Raw genomic sequence first — 21361 nt, forward strand, 5'->3', positions numbered from 1 at the left:
GTGCCTGCCGCACCGCACGGGTCGCCGGGGTGCCGGGCGTCCGGCAGACTGAGCCCTGTGACTGGACCCCGTTCCGCTGTGGTGGTTAACCCTGTCAAGGTGGCCGATCTCGATCATCTGCGTGCCGCCGTCGGCGAGGCCTTGGCGAAGGCCGGCTGGCCCGCGCCGAAGTGGTACGAGACCACACCCGAGGACCCCGGCCGGGGGCAGGCCAAGCAGGCGATCGCGGACGGCGCCGAGCTGGTCTTCGCCTGCGGCGGCGACGGTACGGTGACAGCGGTCGTCACCGCCCTGGCCGGGACCGACACCGCTCTGGCCGTCCTCCCGGCCGGCACCGGCAACCTGCTCGCCGCCAACCTGGGACTCGGCACCGACGCGGCCACCGGGCTGGAGGTGGCGCTGGAGGGCGGCCGCCGCCGGATCGACGTGGGCGTGATCGACGACAGGTGTTTCGTGGTGATGGCCGGCATGGGCTTCGACGCCAAGATGCTGGAGGACACGTCGGAGACCGCGAAACGGCGGATCGGCTGGCTGGCGTACGTCGGCGGCGCCGCCAGACACCTGCTGGACCGCCCGATGCGCGCCCGGATCCGGCTGGACGGCGGCGCGCCGATGCCCCGCCACCCGCGCGCCGTGATCGTCGGCAACGTGGGCCGGTTGCAGGGCGGGGTGCGGCTGCTCAGCAAGGCCGAACCGGACGACGGCAAGCTGAACGTGGCGATCCTCAGCCCCGGGAACCTGGCGCACTGGGCGGCGCTCGCCTGGGCGGTGCTGCGCCGGCAGGACCGGGTGCCGCTGATGGAGACATACACCGCATCGCGTGTGGAGATCTACAGCAACCGGGCACAGCCCCGGCAGCTGGATGGAGATCTGATCGCACCGGGGAAGGTCATGAAGATTCACGTACGGCCGAAAGCGCTGCTGCTCTGTGTGCCGCAGCCGGATGCCGACCCCGACCTGGCGTACGACGCCGGCGCCGTGGCCGAGCGGGCGGAAAAACTTTGAGCAGTACCGAACCGGTCCCCGAGACCCGCACCATGTCCGGGGACGAGCTCTCCGCCGACGACGCGTTCGTGGCGCTGCGGCACTACGGTCGCTGGCCGCTGCTGCGGGACGCGTTCATCCGGTTCCGGTACGGCGACGGCTTCAGCCACTCCCGGGCGTTCGCGCTGCAACTGTGCCTGGCGATCGTGCCGTTCCTGATCGCGCTCTCCGGCCTCGCCACCGACCTCGGGGTGGAGTCCGGCGGTCAGATCGTCGCGGACACCATCATCGGGCTGACCCCGGGCGCCAGCGAGGACGTGGTCCGTCAGCTGCTCGACGACGGCGACAAGACCGAGGAGGCCGGTGAGGTCGCGCTCACGCTCGGCATGATCACCGGCCTGGCCGCGCTGACGACGGCGATGGCGCAGGTGGAGCGCGGCGCCAACCGGATCTACGGGGTGGAGCGGGACCGCCCGGCGATCGCCAAGTACGCGCGAGCCGCGCTTCTGGCGTTCACCGCCGGGCTGCCCGCGCTCTTCGGCTTCCTGCTGCTCGTCGCCGGCCGGGCGGCCGGCGAGTCGGCGGAACGCGAGCTCGGCCTGCCCGGCGGGGTCCGGGTGGCGTGGGACGTGGTGCGCTGGCCGGTCAGCCTGGCGCTGATCGTGTTCGCGGTCGGCGCGCTGTTCCGGTACTCGGCGCGGCGCAAGCAGCCGGCGCTGTCCTGGCTGCTGTTCGGCGCCGTGGTGGCGACGGTGCTCTGGTGGATCGCGAGCCTGCTCCTGGCCGGGTACATCCGGGTGAGTGACAGCTTCGGCGCGACGTACGGGCCGCTGACCGCGATCATGGCGTTGCTGCTCTGGGCGAACCTGACGGGTATCGCGTTCTTCCTGGGCCTGGCGTTCGCCGCGCAGCTGGAGGCGAGCCGGGTGGGCGCCCGGCCCGCGCAGGAGGACCAGTGGGAGCCGGAACCGGACATCCCGGCACAACGGGAACCCGGTGTACCGGTTGAGTCGTCCGGGTAAGAACGGCGCGTGGCGCAGATGGATGACACCCGAGTGGTAGAGCGCACCGGCTGGGCGCCGGTCCGGCACTTCGCCGAGCGCAGCGTGCTCGGCTTGATCGCGGTGCTGGCGGTCGGCCTGGGCTTCGGCGTGCTGTTGCTGCTGGTCCGGTTCCACTGGGGACCGCTGCAGAGCCTGGACCGCTCGGTGGCGGACGGCCTGAACCGCTGGGCGTCCGGCTCCGAGACGGTGGTCGCCGTGCTGCGGCAGATCTCCTCGGCCGGCGGGCGCGGCTTCATGATCCCGCTGGTCGCGCTGCTGGTCCTGATGCTGATCATCCGGCGCCGGCCGCGCCCGGCGCTCTACCTGGTGGTCACCGGCGCGGGCGCGCTGATCCTGGACCCGTCGCTCAAGGCGCTCGTCGGCCGGCTGCGCCCGGTGGTCGAGGTGCCGGTCGCGCAGGCGCCGGGCAACAGCTTCCCGAGCGGGCACGCGCTCGGCTCGATGGTGGTCTACGGGATGATCGTGCTGGTCTTCCTGCCGGCCGTGCGGCGCCGGTGGCGGCCGTTCTTCGTCGGCGCCGCGGCGGTGCTGGTCGCGGCGATCGGGTTCACCCGGATCGCCCTCGGCGTGCACTTCCTCTCCGACGTCCTCGCCGGGTGGCTGCTCGGCGTGGCGTGGATCAGCGCGACCGCGTACGCGTTCCGCATGTGGCGCCGCGAGGCCGGGCGCCGGAATCCCGATCACGCCGGCCAGACGCTCACCGACGGCCTGGAGCCGGAGGCCGGCCCCGACCTGCGCCTGGCGCCCGCCGAGGGTCCGGTCCTGCCGCACCCGTGGGCCAAGGCCGCCGAGATCCTGGTCGGCTGGGTGTTCGTCTTCGGCCTGCTCTACCTGGTCGGATACACGGTCACCCGGTGGACGCCGGGCTTCGACACCGGGTTCGTCGAGTGGCTGCAGACGTTCCGCACCGAGCGCCTCGACAAGTGGAGCTGGGCGTGGAGCAAGGCCGGTGACACGCACGCGATCCTCTTCATCTCGCTGATCTTCTGCCCGCTCGCGCTGGCGCTCTGGCGGCAGTGGCGTCCGGTGCTGTTCCTGGTGCTCACCATGGTCGGCGAGCTCACCCTGTTCCTCTGCGCGTCGGCCGCGGTCGGCCGTCCGCGCCCGCCCGTCGAGCAGCTCGACGGCCAGATGCCGACCTCGTCGTTCCCGTCCGGCCACATCGCCGCGACGATGTGCCTCTGGGCCGCCATCGCGATCATCACGATGGCCCGGATCCGCCAGCCGTGGCGCTGGATCTTCCCGGCCCTCGCGGTGATCATGCCGCTCGGCGTGGCGCTCTCCCGCATGTACCGGGGCATGCACCACCCCACCGACATGCTCGGCGCCGCGATCCTCACCACCGCCTGGATCACCGTCCTCTGGTTCACGATCCGCCCGAACGCGCACCCCGCGTCGGCCACCGAGGCGGCGTCGGAAGCTGTCGCCGTGACCGGTTCCGATCGCCTCGAGCCGGCCCGCTGATGCTGCGGTTCCTGACCTGGAACATCCGCACCGGCGGAGGGGATCGCCTTCCGGCGATCATCGAGGTGGTCAAGGCCGAGCGCCCGGACATCCTGGCGGTCCAAGAGCTTCGCGATTTCGACGGGTACGGGGGACAGCGGCTCGCTGCTTTCGCCGATGCCACCGGCATGACGCCGCACCTGTCCCGCTCGGCGTTCGGTCAGCCGGTCGCGGTGCTGGTCCGCCCGCCGCTGCGGATCACGCGCCGGTCGAGCGTCCGCTGGCGCCTGCACCACGCGGCGGCCGCCGTCACGGTGCCGACCGGAGCCGGCCCGCTGACCGTGGTGAGCACCCACCTCAACCCGTTCTCCCCGTACCGCCGGATGCGCGAGGCCCGCTGGCTGGCCGCCCGCCATGCCTCCCGCGCCGGTCTGGTCCTGATCGCCGGTGACCTCAACGGCCTGGCGCCGGGGGAGGACCACGCGGCGGCGCTGGCGGAGCTGCGCCCCCGCTACCGCCCCCGCCACGTGAGCCCGTCGTCCGGCGCGGCGGACACCCGCGCGGTCAGCGCCTTCCTGGAGGCCGGCTTCGCAGATCTGGGCCGCGACGCCGGCGCCACCGTGCCCACCGCGGGCCTGGGCGGCCGGGAGTTCGGCCCGATGCGCCTCGACTACCTGCTGGCCAGCCCCCCGCTGGCGGCCCGCGCCGGCGACCCGCACGTCATCCGCGGCGACGTGACGGATCACGCGTCCGACCACTACCCGGTCCGGGTGGATCTGGACATACTCGGCGGATGAGCATCGCGTTCCCCGAACCGACAGCCCCCGCCACCGACCGGGCCGAGGTCTTCGTCCGCTACCTGGACTACTACCGGGAGACACTGCTGGCGAAGGTGGCGTCGCTGCCATCCGCCGAGCTGCGCACCAGCCGCCTGCCTTCCGGCTGGACCCCGCTGGAGCTCGTGAAGCACCTGCGCCACGTGGAACGCCGCTGGATGGAGTGGGGTTTCCAGGGCGGCGCCATCCCCGACCCGTGGGCCGACCGCCGCGACGACCGCTGGCACGTGGACCCCGCGGAGTCCCTGGCGGACCTGACCGCCCAGCTGCGCGCCCAGGGCGAACACACCGCGACAGTGGCACGCGGCACCCCCTTGGACGCCGTCGGCGAGCCGGGCCCCCGCTGGGACGGCGCCGGCCCGGCCTCCTTGGAGCGCGTCCTCTTCCACCTGCTCCAGGAGTACGCCCGCCACACCGGCCACATCGACATAGTCGCCGAACTGGCAGGCGCCCCCACCGGCAAGTAATCGCCACCCGCCACGAGTCACCCGCCACGAGTCACCCGGCGTCCCGTCACCCGGCGTCCCCGGCTCCGAGGTGAAGCTTGCGCTTCGCGGAAACCTGCAGGTCCCAGAGCCCTTACAGAATTCCGCGGAGCGCAAACGCACCACCCAACCCATCACGGAGAGTGACAAAGCCCCCGCGAGGGCGACCAGCAGCGCACCGTGACCGACTCGCTCAGCGTGCGCGGGCAGCCAGCGTGGCGAACCGGCCCGGCCCCGCGCCGGTCCCGGCGGCGAGCCGCGCCGGCCCGCACCCGTCAGAACCGGACAACCCCGGGACTGCCAGACCTGCGGTTGGAAACCGACCCGCCCGTACCGGAGAAAGATGCCACATATCCCGCGATGGCATCCGCGCTGCGCCGCCCCGACGTCGTCATCACATTGTGCGCCGCGAGGGGAATCGTGACCGCCACGCCGCCGGTCGCACCGGCGACGCTCGCCCGCCACCCCAGGGGCGCGATCGGATCCAGCCCGCCCCCGAGGACCAGCGGACGCACCCGCAGTCGCCGCAGATCGTCCTCGATCCGGTTCCGGACCGAGTGACCGACTGTCGCGAGCACCCGCCGCGGGCCCGCCACCGCCACATCCCGGAGGATCATCGGGGCCTGGGAGGGCGCTTCCACGAGCATGTCCACCAGGAACCGGCGGACCAGGCCGATCCGGGAACGGGCCAGCGGATCGGTGGTGGGCCCGGCCAGCACGAGCCCCGCCACCAGGGCGGGCCGCTCGGCGGCGAGGCGCGCGACCACCTCGGCCCCGAACGAGTGACCGGCCAGGCAGACCGGCCCGAGCCCGAGCGCGTCCAGCCAGGCGCCCAGGTGCGCGGCGTGCCGGGTGACGTCCCAGGCGGCCGGCGGCTTGTCGCTGCGGCCGAAGCCGGGCAGGTCCGGCACCAGCACCGGATGCCGGCCGGCCAGGGCGCGGGCGGTCGGCATGAGATAGCGGTGGGAGACCGCGAGACCGTGCACCAGCACCACCGGCAGACCCGCCCCGGCTGTGCAGAAACGGTCGTGGGTGCGGAGGCCGGAAACGGTGACCAGGCGGCTGCGGAAGATCGGCACGGGTGTCTGCTACCCGCAGGCGTCGGTCCTCACCCGGTCGCGGCCGCTGCGCTTCGCGGCGTAGAGGTTGCGGTCCGCCTGGGAGAGCAGCGCCGAGAACGTCCCCCGGCCGTCCGGGGTGGTCGTCACACCCACGCTCGTGGTGACCGGGAGGGTGCCGGTGATCGGCTCCCAGGCGTGCGCGCGGATCCGCAGCCGGAGCCGCTCGCAGCGCTCTTCCGCCTCGTCCGCCTCGACCCCCGGATAGATGAGCAGGAACTCCTCGCCACCCATCCGGGCCGCCATGCCGGACGGGCCGGCGGCCTCCTCCAGGAGCTCGGCGATGTGCTGCAGGACCGTGTCGCCCGTGGTGTGCGAGAACGTGTCGTTGACCCGCTTGAAGTGGTCCAGGTCGACGATGGCGAGGGAGAGCGGGCGGCGCCGGGCGGCGGCTTCCAGGAGCAGGGCCGGCACCCGTTCGTTGATGTAGCGGCGGTTGTAGAGGCCGGTCAGCGCGTCCCGGTGGGCCATCTCGCGGAAGTGCTCGCTGACCCGGCGTGCCTCGTTCGCCTCGAAGACCGCCTGCAGCGCGCGGGCCCGGGCGTCCCGCTGCGCCGAGTGCAGCGCGGCGGACTCGGCGTGGAAGGCGCGGTGCTCCTCGTACGCCTCGGCGAACCGCCCGGTCGCCGCGTACAGCGCGGCCTGCTCCTCGCGGACCCGGGCGCTGACCGCGGCCAGCTCCCGTTCGGCGCAGAGCTCGCGGGCCGCGTCGAGCGCCTCCTGCGCGGCGTCGTACCGGCCGCTGCGGCGGCGGGCCAGGGCGAGCGTGAGCAGGCATTCAGCGACGGCGTCGCCCTCGTTCGCGGCGACCTGGTCGGCGAGCACCGGCAGCAGCAGCTCCTCGACGGCGTCGTATCGGTCGCCCATCAGCTCGACCCGGGCCATCGTGTCGACCTCGTTGGCGCCGAACCGGTGCCCGGTCCGCTGCTGGATCTCCCGCATCTGCTCGACCAGCAGCCGCGCGGACGGCTCGTCGGCCAGCTCGAACGCGCTGTACGCCAGGTTGTTCAGCACGAGCAGGGTCAGCTCGGTGTCACCGGCGGTCGCCGCCAGGGCGAGGGCTTCCCGGGCCCGGCGCTCGCCGTCCATCGGCGAGCCGCCCTCCTCCAGCGCGACGGAGAGCGACAGCAGGTGCCGCGCGCGCACGTTGCCCGGCACGTCCTCGGGCAGCATGGCGACGCTCTGCACGGCGTGGGTCAGGCCCTCGGAGAAGTCACCGACGGCCCGGTAGAAGATGGAGAGCTCCCGGTGTGCCCGGGCCAGCACGTAGGGCGCGTTGTTCTGCTCCGCCCAGGCGCGCACCTGGTGGGCGAGCTGGCCGCCCTCGCCGGTGCGACCCTCGCGGAGCAGGACCGCGGCGTGCAGCAGCAGGGCACGCTGCGCCAGCTCGTCGGCGCCCAGCTCGCGGGCCTGCCGTTCGAGCTCCGCGGCGGGGGCCCGGACGGCGCGGAACTGCGACATGGGACGGCCCTCGAGCTCCTCGACGGCGCGTTCCAGCGCGTCGAGGGCGGGGACCCAGCTCGCCGTTTCCGTCGTCACTGGCCCTACTTTCCCTTGGTAGCCGTGACGTCCAACACTGCGGCGGCTCGGTGGCAGGACGGGTTTCGCCCGGTTGCGAAAGGGTTGCGACTCACCGGTTCGTGCAGACCGCTGCGGAGTCGGCGATCCGGTCGGCGCTGTACTCGACGGCGACCCGGAAGCAGTAGTTCGCCGTGCCGCTGAGGCTGTAGACCATGTAGTCGGCGGCCCCGGCCGGCAACTCCTGGAACTTCTTCGGCTCGGCGCCGTCCTTGCCGGCGGCCACGTGCACCGGCCCGCCGGCGCCCGCCGGGTACACCCACTCCAGCGCGACGCTGTCCCCGTTGTCGCGCAGCCGCAGGTTCTGCGGCGCGCCGGGCTCGCCGGCGGCGGTGGTCTTCTCGGCGGGGGCGGGTGCGGCGGGAGCGGATGCGGCGGGGGAGGGCAAGGCCGGCGCCGGTGCGGAGGCGGCGGGCGCGGCCTGCTGCCCGGTGGCGCCGTCCGCGTCCGGCAGGGTCAGGATCACCACGGCGGCCGCGGCGGCGACACCGCCGGCCAGGACGGCGGCGAGCAGCAGGGGGTGCGCTGAGCGGTTCCGCTGCGGCTCCTCCGGGGGTACCGGCGGAGCCGTGCCCACCGGCGCCGGTTTCCCGTCCTCGTCGTAGTCCGGGGCGCGGCGCCCGGGCAGGGGTGGCGGCGTGTCCGCCCGCGCGTGCCGCCCGGTCAGGTCGCCGGGCAGCCGGTGCACGTCGCTGAGATAGAGCGGCTGCTGGTAGACGGTCCCGTTGGGGTCGGTGGGCCGGTCGTCCGGGGCGGGCATGCCGGGCGCCTCGGCGGGATAGGGCGGCGGCGTCGCCGGCCCCGGGTCGCTGACCGTGGGCCGGCGGGGGAACGGCCGGAACGGTGTGCCGCCGTTCTGCCCGCCGGGCTGCTCGGCCGCGCCGCAGGCGTGCCGGCCGGAGGGTTTGGCGGTGGACAGCCGCGCGGCCTGCTCGGCCAGCGGATGGTCGGACGGCAGGTGCCGCGAGCTCAGCTCCTGCGCGAGCGCGAGATGCTCGGCGGCCTCGGCGTCGCGGCCGCACTCGCGTTCCATGGCGCCGAGCCGGGCCAGCATCTTGATGCCGGCGGGCGCGGCCTCGCCGTGCGCCTCCCGATGCAGCCGCCAGGCCCGGGCGAGCCGGGCGCGGGCCGGCCCGCAGTGGCCGGCCGCGTGCTCGGCGATCGCCAGGTCCGCCTCGGCGGCGAGCACCCGGGGCGCCTGCGGGCCGTCCAGCCGGGCGAGCTCGCCGACCAGGTCGTGATAGACGAGCGCGGCCCGCCCGTGCTGGCCGATCCGCTGGAGCACTGCCGCGTGGGTCGCGGCCGCCGCGATCGTGCGCTCGTCGCGGGGACCGTGCAGCCGCTCCTCGGCGGCGTGCGCGAACGCCGCCCAGAGCCGGGCGGCCTGCGGGTCGCCGAGCGCGATGAGCACCCGCGCGTGCAGGGCGGCGGCGATGGCGAGGTCGGCGGTGGCGCGGCGGGGGTCGGCGTTGGCGTCGCGCAGCACCCGGTCCAGCAGTGCCCGGGCGCCCGCGAGGTCGCCGGCGGACGAGAGCGTCTGCGCCTGGGCGGTGAGTTCGGCGAGCGGAGGGGCCATGTGTCTCATAGTGCTCGGTTGAATACCGTAGGTACAAGTTTCGAGCTGCTCAGTGGACAGGGTAGAAACGCGGTATGTCCCCGATCGGCACTGTGAAACGCGAACTCCTGGTCCGCCACCTGCAAGCCTGGGCGGCCGGTGCGCTGCACCGGGCCCGGCGGGCAACCTATGTGCACGGCTACGCCGACGCGGACGGCGGTGATGCGGCCGAGACCGCGGTGCGGATTCTCGCCGATCTGCCCGACCTGGCCCGTGGCCGGGAACTGTCCATGGTGGCGCTCGGCGACGACGTCACCGGAGTGGGTGAACGGCTCGTGGCGGCTCAGCGCGCCGCGGGAACGGCGTCCGGGCTCGCGGTTCTGCCGGTGGGCGGTGGCACCGACGCGCGGCTCGCTGTCGCGTTGAAGGCGGCCGGGGCGGCACACGTACCCCTGCTGGCCTTTCTCGACGCGGCGAGCGCGAGCGAACCGCCCGCCGCGTCCACCGTCGCGGCCGTGGCCGCCGGCAAGCCCGCCGAGGTCCTGCTGGCGCTCGCACCCGGCGTCGCGGTCGAGCCCTATCGCCGGATCGGATTCCCGCTGGTCACCGCGGCCGAGCTGGCGACCGGCGAGGAGCCCGGCGAGGTGCTGATCTTCGCTACCACGTCCGGGAAGAGTCTGGAGAGCTTCAAGGAGGCGCTCTGGGCGGTCGACGAATTCGCCGGGGTACGGCTACGCGACCCCGGCGACCCGGAACGACACCTGATCGACATCTCGCTCACGCCGCACCCCGGACCGCTGCGCCGCGAGCTGCTGGCACACCTGTCCGGCGTGGGCACCGCGACGGTGACCGAACTGCGCACGTTCACGATGACCGAGACGGTCTACCGGGCCGCCGACGCGACCCGGGTCCTGCACGCGCTCGTCGATGCCGGGGCGGTCACCCGGCGGCCGGAACACGGCCGCCTGGGTGGCGACGTCGAGATATCGCTGCCGTCACCGGCTGCGTGACTTGTCCTGCTTCCACGACATCGGGCCGGGCAGGTCCACGCGGTGCGCGCGGGTCTTGGAGTTCCAGGACCAGCGGCCGATCTTGAGGCTCCACGACGAGTAGCCGTTCTCGGTGAAGTTCAGGATCAGCGGGCCGAACTTCTTGCGGCTGCGGAACACGAGTCCCATCGGATCGGTCTCCCATCTCGTTGTGCGGATGGGCGGACGATTCCCGCCGGGCCGGATTCACAAACGTCAGCGTGGTTGCCAGGCGTCCGGGCGGGTGGTCAGTTTCCGGACGTGCGCCGGCATCCGGCCGCTGAGGAGCTCGGCGAGGCTGACCTCGTCGAGGACCTCGCGGACCGCCGCCCGGACCGCGACCCAGAGGTTCGGCAGGTTCTCGGCGGCTCCGGTGTACTGAGTCTCCTCCGGACGCAGGCCGCGCACGCCGGCGAGCGGCCCGTCGACGGCCCGGATGATCTGGCCGACCGCGACGTCCCGTGGCGGATGCGACAGCGTGTAGCCACCTTCGGCGCCACGCTGTGCCCGCACCACGCCGGCGCGGCGAAGGTCGGCGAGCACGGCCTCGAGGAACTTCCGAGGCATCTCTTGTTCTTGGGCAATGGCCTGAGCGGACATCAGAGCGGGATAGGCCTGCGCCAAACTGAGGGCGGCCCGGACCGCGTAGTCACCGCGCGCGGAGATCTGCACCTGACTATCATGCCCCGCCCATGCACCCCCGGCCGCATATACCCCAGGGGTTTATGGGAATTACGGGCTGATGAACACCGTCAGTCAGAGGGGCGTCGCTGACCGGGTATCCCGCCGCCGGACTGCTCGTCGACGTAGCGCCCGCGGAACTGGCCGGGGCTCAGGCCGGTCTCCCGGTGGAAGAACCGGCCGAAGTTGGTCGGCTCCCCGAACCCCAGGTTGCGCCCCACCTCGGCGACCGACAGCGAGGTCGCGGCGAGCAGCCGCCGCGCCTGCAGCGCGACGCGGTCGTCCACCACCTGCTTGGCGGTCCGGCCGGTGATCGCGAGGCTGGCGCGCGTCAGGGTACGCACGGAGCAGCCCAGCTCGGCCGCGTAGTCCTCCACCCGGCGGGTCTGCGGATACCCCACTTCGAGCCGGCGGCGGAACCGCTCGAAGGTCCGGCTCTCCACATGCCCCGGCGATTCCGGTGCCGGGTCGAGGAGGCTCAGCCGCAGCAGCAGCGCCGCGAGCTGATGCCGGAGCAGGGCGGCCGCCGTCGTGCCGGGCGGCCCGGCCGCGTCGCGGACCAGGCTGTCGAACTCGGCCCGGTCGGTCAGCGGAACCGGGCGGCGGGCCGGTCCGCCGGGATCGTCGGGCGCCAGACCGGGGAGATCGTCCGGGCCGAACAGGCCGGGCCGGAAGACGATCGTCGTGGTCTCGTGCTTGCCCGGTTCGACCCGAAGCGCCTGTCCCGGACGGATCCAGAGCAGCGTTCCGGGCTCGCAGCGGTGGACGGTGAAGTCCACTTCGGCGACGAGCGGACCGGTAACGGTCAGCAGGAGGGCGTGATGTGCGAGGAGTCCGGTGACGGCGCCTGCGGTCACCGGAAGGGCGCAGCCGCTGATCCCCGCCCAGTCGGGCAGGGTGTACGCGTGCGCCGTATCGGCGGAAGTCATTGCGGGCATCGCGCCGACGGTAACTGTCAATGACCGTCTACGCACTCTTTAGTGATCTGAGTGCGGTATTTGTCCGTTTTCCGGCTCGGTATTAGCTATATGTTCGATTCCGATTTCTTTTCGGAAATACGCCTTTTTATATGGATAAAGGGAGACCCGCCACGGACCGGCAGTGTCCGGGCGGGTCGCCCTTTGATCGCTGTGCTGGTGCTCCTCTATCGACCCGCCAGCAGCCTGTTGACGGCCGCGTCGACGTCCAGGTGATCCGACTCGCGCCCCCGCGGCACCACCACGTAGGTGCGCCGCAGGAACCGGACCAGGACGCTGCGCGGCACCTCGAACAAGGCGTTGCCGTCCGGCGACGACAAGGCCAGGGCGACGAAATCGCCCCGCGGTGTAGCCCACGGCCACACCCGGACGTCGCCGATCCCTGCGGGCTCATCGAGCCCGGTCACGAGCAGTTCCCGCGCGAAGGACCAGCTCACGGCTTCCCCACCGGCTGATTCTGCGTGGAACAACACGTGGACCGCGTACGGGTCGGCTGGGTCGTACCGCAGACTGGCGCGCACGGGCAGTGCCGTCGCGTCAGGCGCTACGAGCCGCAGCGAGGTTTCGACCTCGACGGTCGTTGGACGAATGGTACTCATGGACGAACTCCCCCCGGCACCGCTGCGAGGCTGGTGAACCCCGCGTTTCCCATACTCAGGTGATCCCTGTCGTTACGCTCCGCCATACGCTGATCTCACCCAGTAGTGGGAAGACGGTTCCGAAAACGCCACCGCGCAGGACGCAAAGCGATATCTTGTCCTGTTCTGCCCAGGTACTCGGTTCCGCCCGGCGTCGGGTGGTCCAGCAGTTGACTTACTCCGGTAACGTCCATTTCTCCCGGGTGGTGACGGGGCTCCGGGACACTGGGGGATGAAATGGGTCCAAAAACGGACGACAGGGCTTCAGACGTGCGTGTGCTCGACCGTATCCGGTCCAACTCGACGGGGCGGCTCGCTCTCAAGATCGGTGTAGGGATCCTCGGTGGCCTGGTCGTGGCCGTCGGCATCGTGTTGATCCCGTTCCCCGGCCCCGGCTGGGCGATCGTCATCCTCGGCCTGGCGATCCTCGCCATCGAGTTCCACTGGGCCCGCGGTGTCCTCGCGTTCACCAAGCGCCACGTGCAGAACTGGACCCACTGGATCGGCCGGCAGACCCTGCCGATCCGCGCCCTCGTCGGCCTGGTCGGCCTGATCTTCATCTGGGCGGTGGTGTGGGCGAGCGTCCGGGTCAGCTTCGGGGTGGACCTGGTGCAGGTCGCGCTGGACTGGCTGGGGACGCGCTGACCCGGGTCCGGGGCCGGTTCGCGTCTGATTCTGGTTCGCGGCACGCTGACCCCTGGTTCGCGCGAGAGGGAACCCGTCTAGTAGAGTTCCATCTCGTTGAGGGCGATTAGCTCAGCGGGAGAGCGCTCCGTTCACACCGGAGAGGTCACTGGTTCGATCCCAGTATCGCCCACAAGTATTCCTAGCTGCGAAAACGCTCGGCCTTGTGAACCACTAGGCCGAGCGTTTTGTCATGCTTGTGGGAGCAGATTGGGAGCAGCGCCTTGACTCCCCAACATGCCTCCTCCGAGGAGGCTCGCTGACGGGAACGTCGGGCAGCGTTCGACAGCGCCGGAGTGCTTTCAAGGTTCTCGTACGGCGGTGACCGCTCCTATCGTTGCTCCCGTGACCACCACCTGCTTTGCGAAGTGGTCAGGTACTGCGCCGGATGGCGCTGTTTGGTGCCGTACGCCGTTCGGCGGCGGTCAACAGCGTCGCCCTGGTTTGACTCGCCTGTGGTGTTGCTCGAGTCCCGGCCGCGCTGGCTGACCCCTACTCGGCGGCAGGAGCGGTCTGCGGCTCGCCGAAGGGTCCGATCCTCGGAGGCTGGGTCAGCAAGCCCGTACTGCATGGTCGTCTGGGTGGTGATAATCGTGACCTTCTGGTACCCCACGCTGTACAACGCCGCACGCGGTCACCTGCCGGGCCCGCGCCGGGTCACCGATCTGCTGCTACGCGGGCACAGCGCCGTGCCGCTACTGTGGCTGCTGATACCCACCGCACTCATCGGCGTCCGCTCTCTGGGACTACTGGCGCACGCTGCTATGACCAGCGGGACAATGCCGCGGCCTCTTCAGTAGTCGCTGGGCGGAAAGAACAGTCGTGCCAGGTCGTACCAGGTCGTCCAGAAAGCTGGTAGAGGGCCCTCGTACATGTTGCTGATCAGTCCTGCGATGTAGAGCCCGGTGACCGGGATGAGTAACAGCGCTGGGACGGCGAGGATCACTAAAGTTGCCCGCGGCCGGCGGCGGCCGAGAAAGTACGTTGCGGCGGCTCCGACGAGTGCTCCCGCCACGGCGCCGATCAGCATGCCGAGGGTGGCTCCAGCGGTGGGGCGGTAGAAGGTCACCACCGAGCCGATCGTGTCATGGGTGTAGGCGATGGCGAGGTCGCCACGCTTGGCGCTCCAATTGTCGCAGGAGTAGCCGGTCACGGTCCGGAAGTCCACCCAGCCGCTGCGAGTTGCGCCGGTGCGGGCCTGGTCGTCGAGTCGGCACTCGTCCGGGCTGGGGCCCGGCTTGCCTTCCTCGCGTTCGTAAGAGATCGACACGAACCCGGTTCCGGCTTGCTCGTCACCGAGGGGTGAGCCGTACAGGTAGTCGCGGCGGTCTCGCTCGCCTGCCGGGATGACTCCGGGCAGGATCTCCTGCGTCAGGCGTAGTGCCTCGGCGTCGGTCGGTAGCGGGCGGGGGTCGAGACTGCCGACCCAGGATCCGGCGGTGGCGCCGATGATGCCGAGGAGTAGTGCGCCGAGCACCACTCCTGCTCCGCGGAGCCATGTACGCACGGTGCTACCGACTTTCATTTGAGGGCCTTGGCGTGGCCTCAGCGTAAAGATGATCTTCCAATTCTAAGGCAGCCGAAGGGGTCATTGTGTTTGCCTGTGCGGCCTCTCTGAAGGCCTGGATGGATGAGCCGTAGTTGATCAATGCATCGCTACCCTCCAAGATCCACTTAGGTCTGGAGACACATTGGAGAGAAGTTCACGGGGGCGGGTCCGACGCCGGAACCATGCCGGCCGTTCCATCGCGGCTGCGCTGGTAGCAGGACTCATCGTCACACTGACCGATCAGGTGACACTGCAAGCCGCGACGGCATCCCCCACCGCCCCGCCGTCGCCTGCTCCTGTCGTGGAACGCGCCGATCAGACCTCCGCACTGATCACTGCCCGGCTGACCGGCAACAAGGTGAAGATCACCGGGTTGACCTCGGAAACGTCGGAGTACTTTGCGCTGCCGTCCGGGCAGGTGCAGGCCACGATCCATACAGGCATCGTGCGGATGCGCCGCGGGGACGGTTGGCTGCCGGTCGACCTGTCCCTGAGCCGCGATGTCGACGGCACCATCGCGCCGGTGGCGCACCCCTTCGACCTCGAAGTGTCCGGGGCGAAAGGTCAAGGCACCCACGAACTCGCGGCGGTTGGCCTGGGCGCAGACCGGCTGTCGGTCGGCTGGACGGGACCGCTGCCGGAGCCTGTCCTGGAGGCCAACAAGGCCACCTATGTGGAGGCGCTGCCCGGTGTCGACGTAGTCGTCGAGGCGACCCGCGAGGGTGTGGAGACGTTCGCCGTCGTCAAGACGCCCGCCGCAGTCGACCAGGTATCACAGCTGAAGATGCCGATCACCGGCCCGAACGCCGCCGCGGTGCACAGCGACGAGTACGGCAACATCGCCTTCAAGGACGCCAAAGGCCGGGTCGTGGCCCGGACCCCCGCCCCGGAGATGTGGGACGCCCGCCGCGACGCCCACGGCGAGCCGATCAACCGTCGAGCGGTCGGAACCGCCACAGCGAAGCGTGCCGCGCGGCAGGGCCTACAGCGCGGTGTGGACCTGACCCTCAGCCCGGACCAGCAGTGGCTCACCGATCCGGCACGTGAGTTCCCGATCACCATCGACCCGCAGATCAACCCGGTGGCGACCGTCTTCGACACGTATGTCAAGAAGGGCGACACCGCCGCTAACGGCGGCAACAACGACCTACAGCTCGGCTACCTCGCCGATGGCGTGACCCGGTCTCTGATCCGCTGGAACACCAGCGCACTCGTCGGCAAGCAGATCACCTCAGCGACCGCCTACTTCTGGAACTGGTGGTCGCCCTCGTGCACCGCCAAGTCGTGGGAGATCTGGACGACTGGACCCATCAACGACGGTGTGCTCTGGAGTAACCAGCCGGCGTGGAACACCAAGGAAGCCACGTCGACCACCACCAAGGGATATAACTCGTCGTGCAATGACGGCTGGGCGCCGATCACGGCGACCAGCTTCTTCCAGCGGGCGGCGACAGCCGGTGACACCCGCGCCGACATGGGCATCCGTGCCACCTCGGAAACCGACGCCGCATCTTTCAAGCAGTTCCGGTCACGCAATGCCGTAGACGCTGCCCAAGTGCCGTACGCAGTCGTCAACTACAACTCCTACCCGGTGCTCGGCGCCCGATCGACGTCGCCGAGCTCGCCGTGCACGACCGGCACTGGACGCCCCTACATCTCGTCGAAGACGCCGACGCTCAAGGCAGTCGGCACCGACACCGACGGATCCAAGGTGAGCGCTCAATTCGAGTGGTCAACCACGGCGGGAACGGTGATCGGCACCGCAACGAGCGCGCAGGCCGCGTCCGGCTCGGCGTTGAGCGCTGCCGTCCCAGCCGGCGCCTTCGCCGAAGCCGGTTCCTACCGGTGGCGGGCGCGGATCAGTGACGCGTCGGTATGGTCGCCATGGTCCTCCTACTGCGAATTCACCATCGACGCCACCGCGCCATCGGCTACGCCCGTCGTCTCCTCCACGGACTTCCCGGCGGGAGCCTGGTCGAAGGCGGCCGGCCAGGCGGGTTCGTTCACGCTCGCGCCCGGCGGCGTTCCCGACGTCTCGTCCTACCTCTACGGACTCGACACCAACCCGCCGGCCACCACGGTCAACCCGACCGCGCTCGGCGGCTCCACGACCGTGTCGATCACCCCACCGACCGACGGCCCGCACACCCTCTATGTGCGCAGCCGCGACCGAGCCGGCAACCTCTCCGGCGTCACCAGCTATCAGTTCGCGGTCGGCTCCAGCGGCGTCACTTCACCGAAGGACGGCGACCGCACGGCCGGCGAGGTGGTGCTGACGGTGTCGGCGCCGACCAACTCCACCGGCGTCCGCTACCAGTATCGACGCTCGGACATGGACCCCTGGACTGATGTTCCGGCTGCCCACGTGAAACGGCGCTCGAACGGCGCCGCGGTCACCTGGCCGGTAGCGATGACCGCCGGAGCGGCACCCGAGCTGGTCTGGAAAGCGACCGACACCGTCACCGACAGCCCGATCCTGAAGATTCGTTCGGTGGTGACCTCGGCCACCGGCGAGTCCGCGTCGGCAGCGGTGCGTATCGTCGTCGACCGATCAGCGGGCAAGGCCACCAGCGAAGCGGTCGGACCAGGTTCGGTGAATCTGCTGACCGGGGAATATCTGATCAGCGGCGACGACGCCGACGTCTTCGGTATGGGCCTGACCCGCGTGGCGTCCTCACGGGATGCCACCCTCGGCGCGCAGAGCGGACCAGCATCGATCTTCGGTCCGCAGTGGGGCTGGGGATACGCCCCTGGCAACGTCCAGGCGACATGGCTTCGCAAACCGACCGCGACGACCGTGGAGATGGTCTCCTCCGGCGGATCGACACTTGCGTTCGCGCAACGCAGCACCGGTGGGTGGGAGTCGGAGCCAGGCTCAGCCGACATGGTTCTCAGCTACGACGCCACCGGCGACCGATTCACCGTCACCAACAGCAAGAGCGGCGACCAGGCGACGTTCGCCAAGGTCGCCGGTGCACCGAACGTCCATGTCATGGTCTCGTCCTCGACGCCGGGTCAGCACTCGACATACGCCTTCCAACACGACGCGTTCATCGGCGCTGACGGGATTGCCCGCCCTCGCCTGCGCAAGGTCGCCGCGCCCACCAGCGCCTCCTCATCAGCGACGTGCCTGAGCACCCCGTCGACCGTGGGCTGCCGCGTCCTGGAGATCGAGTACGCCGCCACCACGACGGCCACTACGGCGCAGACCGGTGACTACACCGGCCGGGCCAGCCGCATCCACCGGTGGCTGACCGCACCGAATGCCGCGGCCGCCACCCGCACCACGATCACCCAGTACGCGTACGACCAGACGGGCAACCTGCGCGAGGTGTGGGATCCGCGATCGAGCCCTGCCCTGAAGGTCACCTACGCCTACGACACGGCCGGACGCGTCACCGGGTATGCCGATCCGGGGCAGCTGCCCTGGACGTTCACCTACGGCCCCGCAGGCGCCCGCGTCGCCGGCGCCGGAACGCTGCTCGCGGCTTCGCAGCCCACCCTGCGAGCTGGTACGGCCAATGTGGTCGACGGCACCGCAAGCACGTCCATCGTCTACGACGTGCCCACCGCACGCACCGAAGGCGGCCCGTATGACGTGCGCAGCACCGACGTCGCCGCCTGGGGCCAGCAGCAGCCGCCGCAGACCGCGGTGGCGATCTTCCCCGCTGACGCGGTACCGGCGAGCAACACCGGTCGCGGCGCCCTGTCCAGTGGCGCATACACCCGTGCCACCGTCCACTACCTGGACCGCAACGGTTTCCAGGTCAACCTCGCTGAGCCCGGCGGACATATCTCCGCCACCGACTACAACAGCACCGGCGGGGCCATCCGTACCCTGACGGCGGGCAATCGGACGCTGGCACTCGGCTCCGGTGCGGACGCCCAGAGCCAGCTGGTCGAACTAGGCCTCGAGCCGCTGCCGAGCGCACAGCGGGCAGTGATGCTGTCCACCGTCAAGTCCTACAGCGCAGATGGCGTGCGCCTGCTGGAGATGACCGGAGCCGTGCACCTGGTCACGCTGGCCAAGAACATGCCCAGCTCCGGCGGACTGCCAGCGCTGCCCGCCGGTACCGAAGTGCCCGGCCGCACCCACACCGTGTTCACCTACGATCAGGGCCGGCCCACTGACGGCACCGCACGAGTCGCGCACCGCTCGACCCGTGTGACCAGCGGCGTGCAGACCGCCGGCTACGCCGCGGACGGCGAAGTCCGTCATGCCGACACCAAGTACGACTGGACCCTCGGCGTGGCGACCGAGACGATCAGCGACCCGACCGGCTCGCCGATCAGCGAGAAGAGTTACTACAACACCCAGGGCCAGCTCGTCGAGACCCGCATGCCGGCCTCCAACGGCAATGACGCCGGCACCACCGTCACCTCCTACTACACCGCGACTGGCGCCGCACCGTGCGGCGGACGCCCCGAATGGGCCGACCTCGAATGCCGAACCGGCCCGAAGTCGACGATTGCCGGCGGCGAATCGCAACCGGACGAACTGGTCACCACCACGACGACCTACACCACGAGCGGCCTGACCGCCTCCGCGACCGAGGCAGCCAACGGGATCGTCCGGGTCACCGAGTGGAAATACGACTCCCTGGACCGGGAAATCTCCGTCACCACATCCGGCGGCGTCGGCACTCCGGCAGCCGCCGAGACCACCACCTACGACCCGGCCACTGGACTGGTGACCTCGCTCGCCACCGGCACGAGTGCTGCGGCCAGCCGGATGACCTCCGCCACCGACACCAACGGAGCGGTACTCACCGGCTACGACGCCCTCGGCCGGATCACGTCCTACAGTGATGCCACCGGCGCGATGACGTCGTACCAGTACGACAACCTCGACCGGCTCACACTCGTACGGGACTCCATCGGCAGTAGCACCACGTACGCGTACGACACGTCAAAGGACGCACGTGGCGTCTTGACCTCGGTCACCGACAGTGTGGCGGGCACCTTCTCCGCCGCCTACGACGCCGAAGGCAACCTGGTCACCCAGGTCATGCCGGGTGGCGTTGTTCAGAACACCACGGTTGACTCGGTCGGCATGCCGGTGGCGCGCTCGTACGAGACAGCCGACGGCGCGGTCATCCTGGCCGAGGAGCTCAGCATCGACTACGAGGGGCAGTGGCTCAAGCAGTCCAGCCTGACCACGCGCGCCTTCACCAACGACGCGCTGGGCCGCCTCGTTCAGGTCGACGACGTCAACGGCAGCATCTGCACCCGCCGCACGTACGAGTTCGCTGATGGCGCCGGCCAGAACAGCAACCGGGTCGGCAAGACTACGGCCGTCGGAGCTCCGGACGAAGATTGCCCGGCGGTTCCGGACACCGTCGAGAAGCACACCTACGACAGCGCCGACCGACTGGTCGACGCCGGCTACGAGTACGACGCCCTCGGGCGTACCGTCGCAACGCCGGAAGGATTGAACCTGGAGTACTACGCGGACGACCGAGTGCACCGGCAGACCCAGGGCGACAACAGGCTGACCTGGACACTCGACCCGGAGCAGCGCAACGTGTACGCAGTTGCAGAGTCCCGGAGCGATGATGCCTGGACCTCCACCCAGATCACAGTGAACCACTACCGCGGCGACGGGGATCGGCCCGACTGGATCGAGGAGAACGTCGGCAGCGGCGCCATCACCCGCAATGTGAACGGGGTCAACGGAGAGTTCGCGGCGAGCACAGACGCAGCAGGCTCACTTCGCCTGCACCTGACCGACCTGCACGGCGACGTCAAGGTGGTTCTCGACCCGGCCACCTCGGCGGTCGACGTGCTTGCTCACGACGAATTCGGCGTACGAGCCGAGGGTTCCGCGACACAGCGCTACAGCTGGCTCGGCAGCCAGCAACGCTCACACGACGCCCTCGGCGGCACCGTGCTGATGGGAGCCCGGGTCTACGACCCGGCAACCGGACGCTTCCTGCAGACCGACCCGGTAAAGGGCGGCAGCGCCAACGCGTACGACTACTGTTCCGCCGGCCCCAACGACTGCTACGACTACGGCGGTCTCAGCGAGTGCACCGTAAAGGTCATCTGCGGCGTGCTCTACAACCGGAGCAAGGTCACCATGTGGGCCGCGGTCATCAAGTACACGGGTGGGTCGAAGAAGACCAAATGCAGTCTGCTCAACCCGTACAGCGGCAAAACGTATACGAAGGCGAAATGCTCGCCTAAGGTCACTGTGAAGGCCGGAAAGACCAGTAAGTCCCAGATGAAGGACGCCGATGCGGGCACCGTCGTCTACATCCGCTGGTACTTCGAGGACAAGCTCAAGGACGCCCAGTTCTACGTCAAGTTCGACAGCTGGGACGACATGGAGTGCTGGGGCGGCGGAGGCGGCAAGAAGCCGTCCTGCGCTCGTGGTTGACCCTGTGATCTGAAACGAATGGCCGGCGCCCCGAGGGCGCCGGCCATTCGCCGTACACCGTGGATCACCCGTTCCGGCTCGCCACAGGAATAGATGCTGATCCAAGCAAAAGCACATATTCAGCATCCGCGGGCTCAGGGCTACGCCGCTGCCGGGTTGAGCGCTTCCGTCAGGTCAGCTGGACTCGCGCCTCTGGCTGTTCGCTGTCGGCGGGGCTGTGGCTATTTCTTGCCGTATCGCCCGTCGGACCGGTGATCGGCACCAGAGTCCGCGCGGTGATTCGCATCATCGCCGGCTTTTGACCACTGAGTCTTTTTCATCGTGGTTAGATCGGGTTCTCGACGTGGTGTAGCACGAGGACG

General features: G+C 70.3%; 16 protein-coding genes and 1 tRNA gene. 9 read left to right on the forward strand and 8 right to left on the reverse strand.

Annotated elements, in window-relative coordinates:
* Positions 1-57: 57 nt before the first annotated feature.
* From AB0F72_RS01900 to AB0F72_RS01920, 5 genes are read left to right on the forward strand one after another with little or no spacing between them, the layout of a single operon-like run.
* Positions 58-1005 (forward strand): diacylglycerol kinase family protein, encoded by a 948-nt coding sequence (locus AB0F72_RS01900; protein WP_360423528.1) that lies wholly within the window; start codon positions 58-60, stop codon positions 1003-1005.
* Positions 1002-2006 carry a YihY/virulence factor BrkB family protein gene (locus tag AB0F72_RS01905; protein WP_360423531.1) on the forward strand — a complete coding sequence of 335 codons (1005 nt, stop codon included), beginning with the start codon at positions 1002-1004 and terminating at the stop codon, positions 2004-2006. Before AB0F72_RS01900 ends, AB0F72_RS01905 begins: the two co-directional genes overlap by 4 nt.
* Before the next feature lie 18 nt (positions 2007-2024).
* Positions 2025-3512: a phosphatase PAP2 family protein gene (locus AB0F72_RS01910; protein WP_360423827.1), complete on the forward strand. Its 1488-nt coding sequence runs from the start codon at positions 2025-2027 to the stop codon at positions 3510-3512.
* Positions 3512-4288 (forward strand): endonuclease/exonuclease/phosphatase family protein, encoded by a 777-nt coding sequence (locus tag AB0F72_RS01915; RefSeq protein WP_360423533.1) that lies wholly within the window; start codon positions 3512-3514, stop codon positions 4286-4288. The genes AB0F72_RS01910 and AB0F72_RS01915 overlap by 1 nt, the downstream gene beginning before the upstream one ends.
* Entirely contained in the window at positions 4285-4794 is a 510-nt protein-coding gene (locus AB0F72_RS01920) for a DinB family protein (protein WP_360423536.1), read from the forward strand. Before AB0F72_RS01915 ends, AB0F72_RS01920 begins: the two co-directional genes overlap by 4 nt.
* Positions 4795-5087: 293 nt before the next feature.
* Here AB0F72_RS01920 and AB0F72_RS01925 read toward each other — a convergent pair whose 3' ends face one another.
* From AB0F72_RS01925 to AB0F72_RS01935, 3 genes are all read right to left on the reverse strand, one after another.
* Positions 5088-5891, reverse strand: a complete 804-nt coding sequence (locus AB0F72_RS01925) for an alpha/beta fold hydrolase (protein WP_360423538.1) — start codon at positions 5889-5891, stop codon at positions 5088-5090.
* 9 nt (positions 5892-5900) lie between these two features.
* A complete protein-coding gene (locus tag AB0F72_RS01930) occupies positions 5901-7469 on the reverse strand; it encodes a GGDEF domain-containing protein (RefSeq protein ID WP_360423541.1) in 1569 nt (522 codons plus the stop codon).
* A gap of 91 nt (positions 7470-7560) precedes the next feature.
* Positions 7561-9084: a fibronectin type III domain-containing protein gene (locus AB0F72_RS01935; protein WP_360423544.1), complete on the reverse strand. Its 1524-nt coding sequence runs from the start codon at positions 9082-9084 to the stop codon at positions 7561-7563.
* 74 nt (positions 9085-9158) lie between these two features.
* On the opposite strand from AB0F72_RS01935, the gene AB0F72_RS01940 reads away from it, so the two are divergent.
* Positions 9159-10073: a hypothetical protein gene (locus AB0F72_RS01940; protein ID WP_360423547.1), complete on the forward strand. Its 915-nt coding sequence runs from the start codon at positions 9159-9161 to the stop codon at positions 10071-10073.
* Here AB0F72_RS01940 and AB0F72_RS01945 read toward each other — a convergent pair.
* The 4 genes from AB0F72_RS01945 to AB0F72_RS01960 form a co-directional block, all read right to left on the reverse strand.
* Positions 10059-10241 (reverse strand): DUF4236 domain-containing protein, encoded by a 183-nt coding sequence (locus AB0F72_RS01945; RefSeq protein ID WP_360423549.1) that lies wholly within the window; start codon positions 10239-10241, stop codon positions 10059-10061. The two genes, AB0F72_RS01940 and AB0F72_RS01945, sit on opposite strands and share 15 nt — an antisense overlap.
* 66 nt (positions 10242-10307) lie before the next feature.
* Complete coding sequence (locus AB0F72_RS01950; protein WP_127542632.1) at positions 10308-10763, reverse strand: Rrf2 family transcriptional regulator; 456 nt, start codon at positions 10761-10763, stop codon at positions 10308-10310.
* 80 nt (positions 10764-10843) lie between these two features.
* Positions 10844-11710, reverse strand: coding sequence for an AraC family transcriptional regulator (locus AB0F72_RS01955; protein WP_360423553.1), 867 nt, complete (start codon positions 11708-11710; stop codon positions 10844-10846).
* A gap of 206 nt (positions 11711-11916) precedes the next feature.
* Complete coding sequence (locus AB0F72_RS01960) at positions 11917-12348, reverse strand: SsgA family sporulation/cell division regulator (protein ID WP_014446635.1); 432 nt, start codon at positions 12346-12348, stop codon at positions 11917-11919.
* A 276-nt stretch (positions 12349-12624) separates the two neighbouring features.
* Between AB0F72_RS01960 and AB0F72_RS01965 the strand changes: the two genes are divergently transcribed.
* Entirely contained in the window at positions 12625-13032 is a 408-nt protein-coding gene (locus AB0F72_RS01965) for a TIGR02611 family protein (protein WP_360423555.1), read from the forward strand.
* A 100-nt stretch (positions 13033-13132) separates the two neighbouring features.
* Positions 13133-13204 (forward strand) — tRNA-Val (locus AB0F72_RS01970).
* A gap of 660 nt (positions 13205-13864) precedes the next feature.
* Here AB0F72_RS01970 and AB0F72_RS01975 read toward each other — a convergent pair.
* Positions 13865-14578 (reverse strand): hypothetical protein, encoded by a 714-nt coding sequence (locus tag AB0F72_RS01975; RefSeq protein WP_360423558.1) that lies wholly within the window; start codon positions 14576-14578, stop codon positions 13865-13867.
* A gap of 343 nt (positions 14579-14921) precedes the next feature.
* On the opposite strand from AB0F72_RS01975, the gene AB0F72_RS01980 reads away from it, so the two are divergent.
* A complete protein-coding gene (locus AB0F72_RS01980) occupies positions 14922-20999 on the forward strand; it encodes an RHS repeat-associated core domain-containing protein (protein ID WP_360423561.1) in 6078 nt (2025 codons plus the stop codon).
* Positions 21000-21361: the final 362 nt, after the last annotated feature.

The organism is Actinoplanes sp. NPDC023936, from assembly GCF_040639325.1.
Taxonomy (GTDB): Bacteria; Actinomycetota; Actinomycetes; order Mycobacteriales; family Micromonosporaceae; genus Actinoplanes.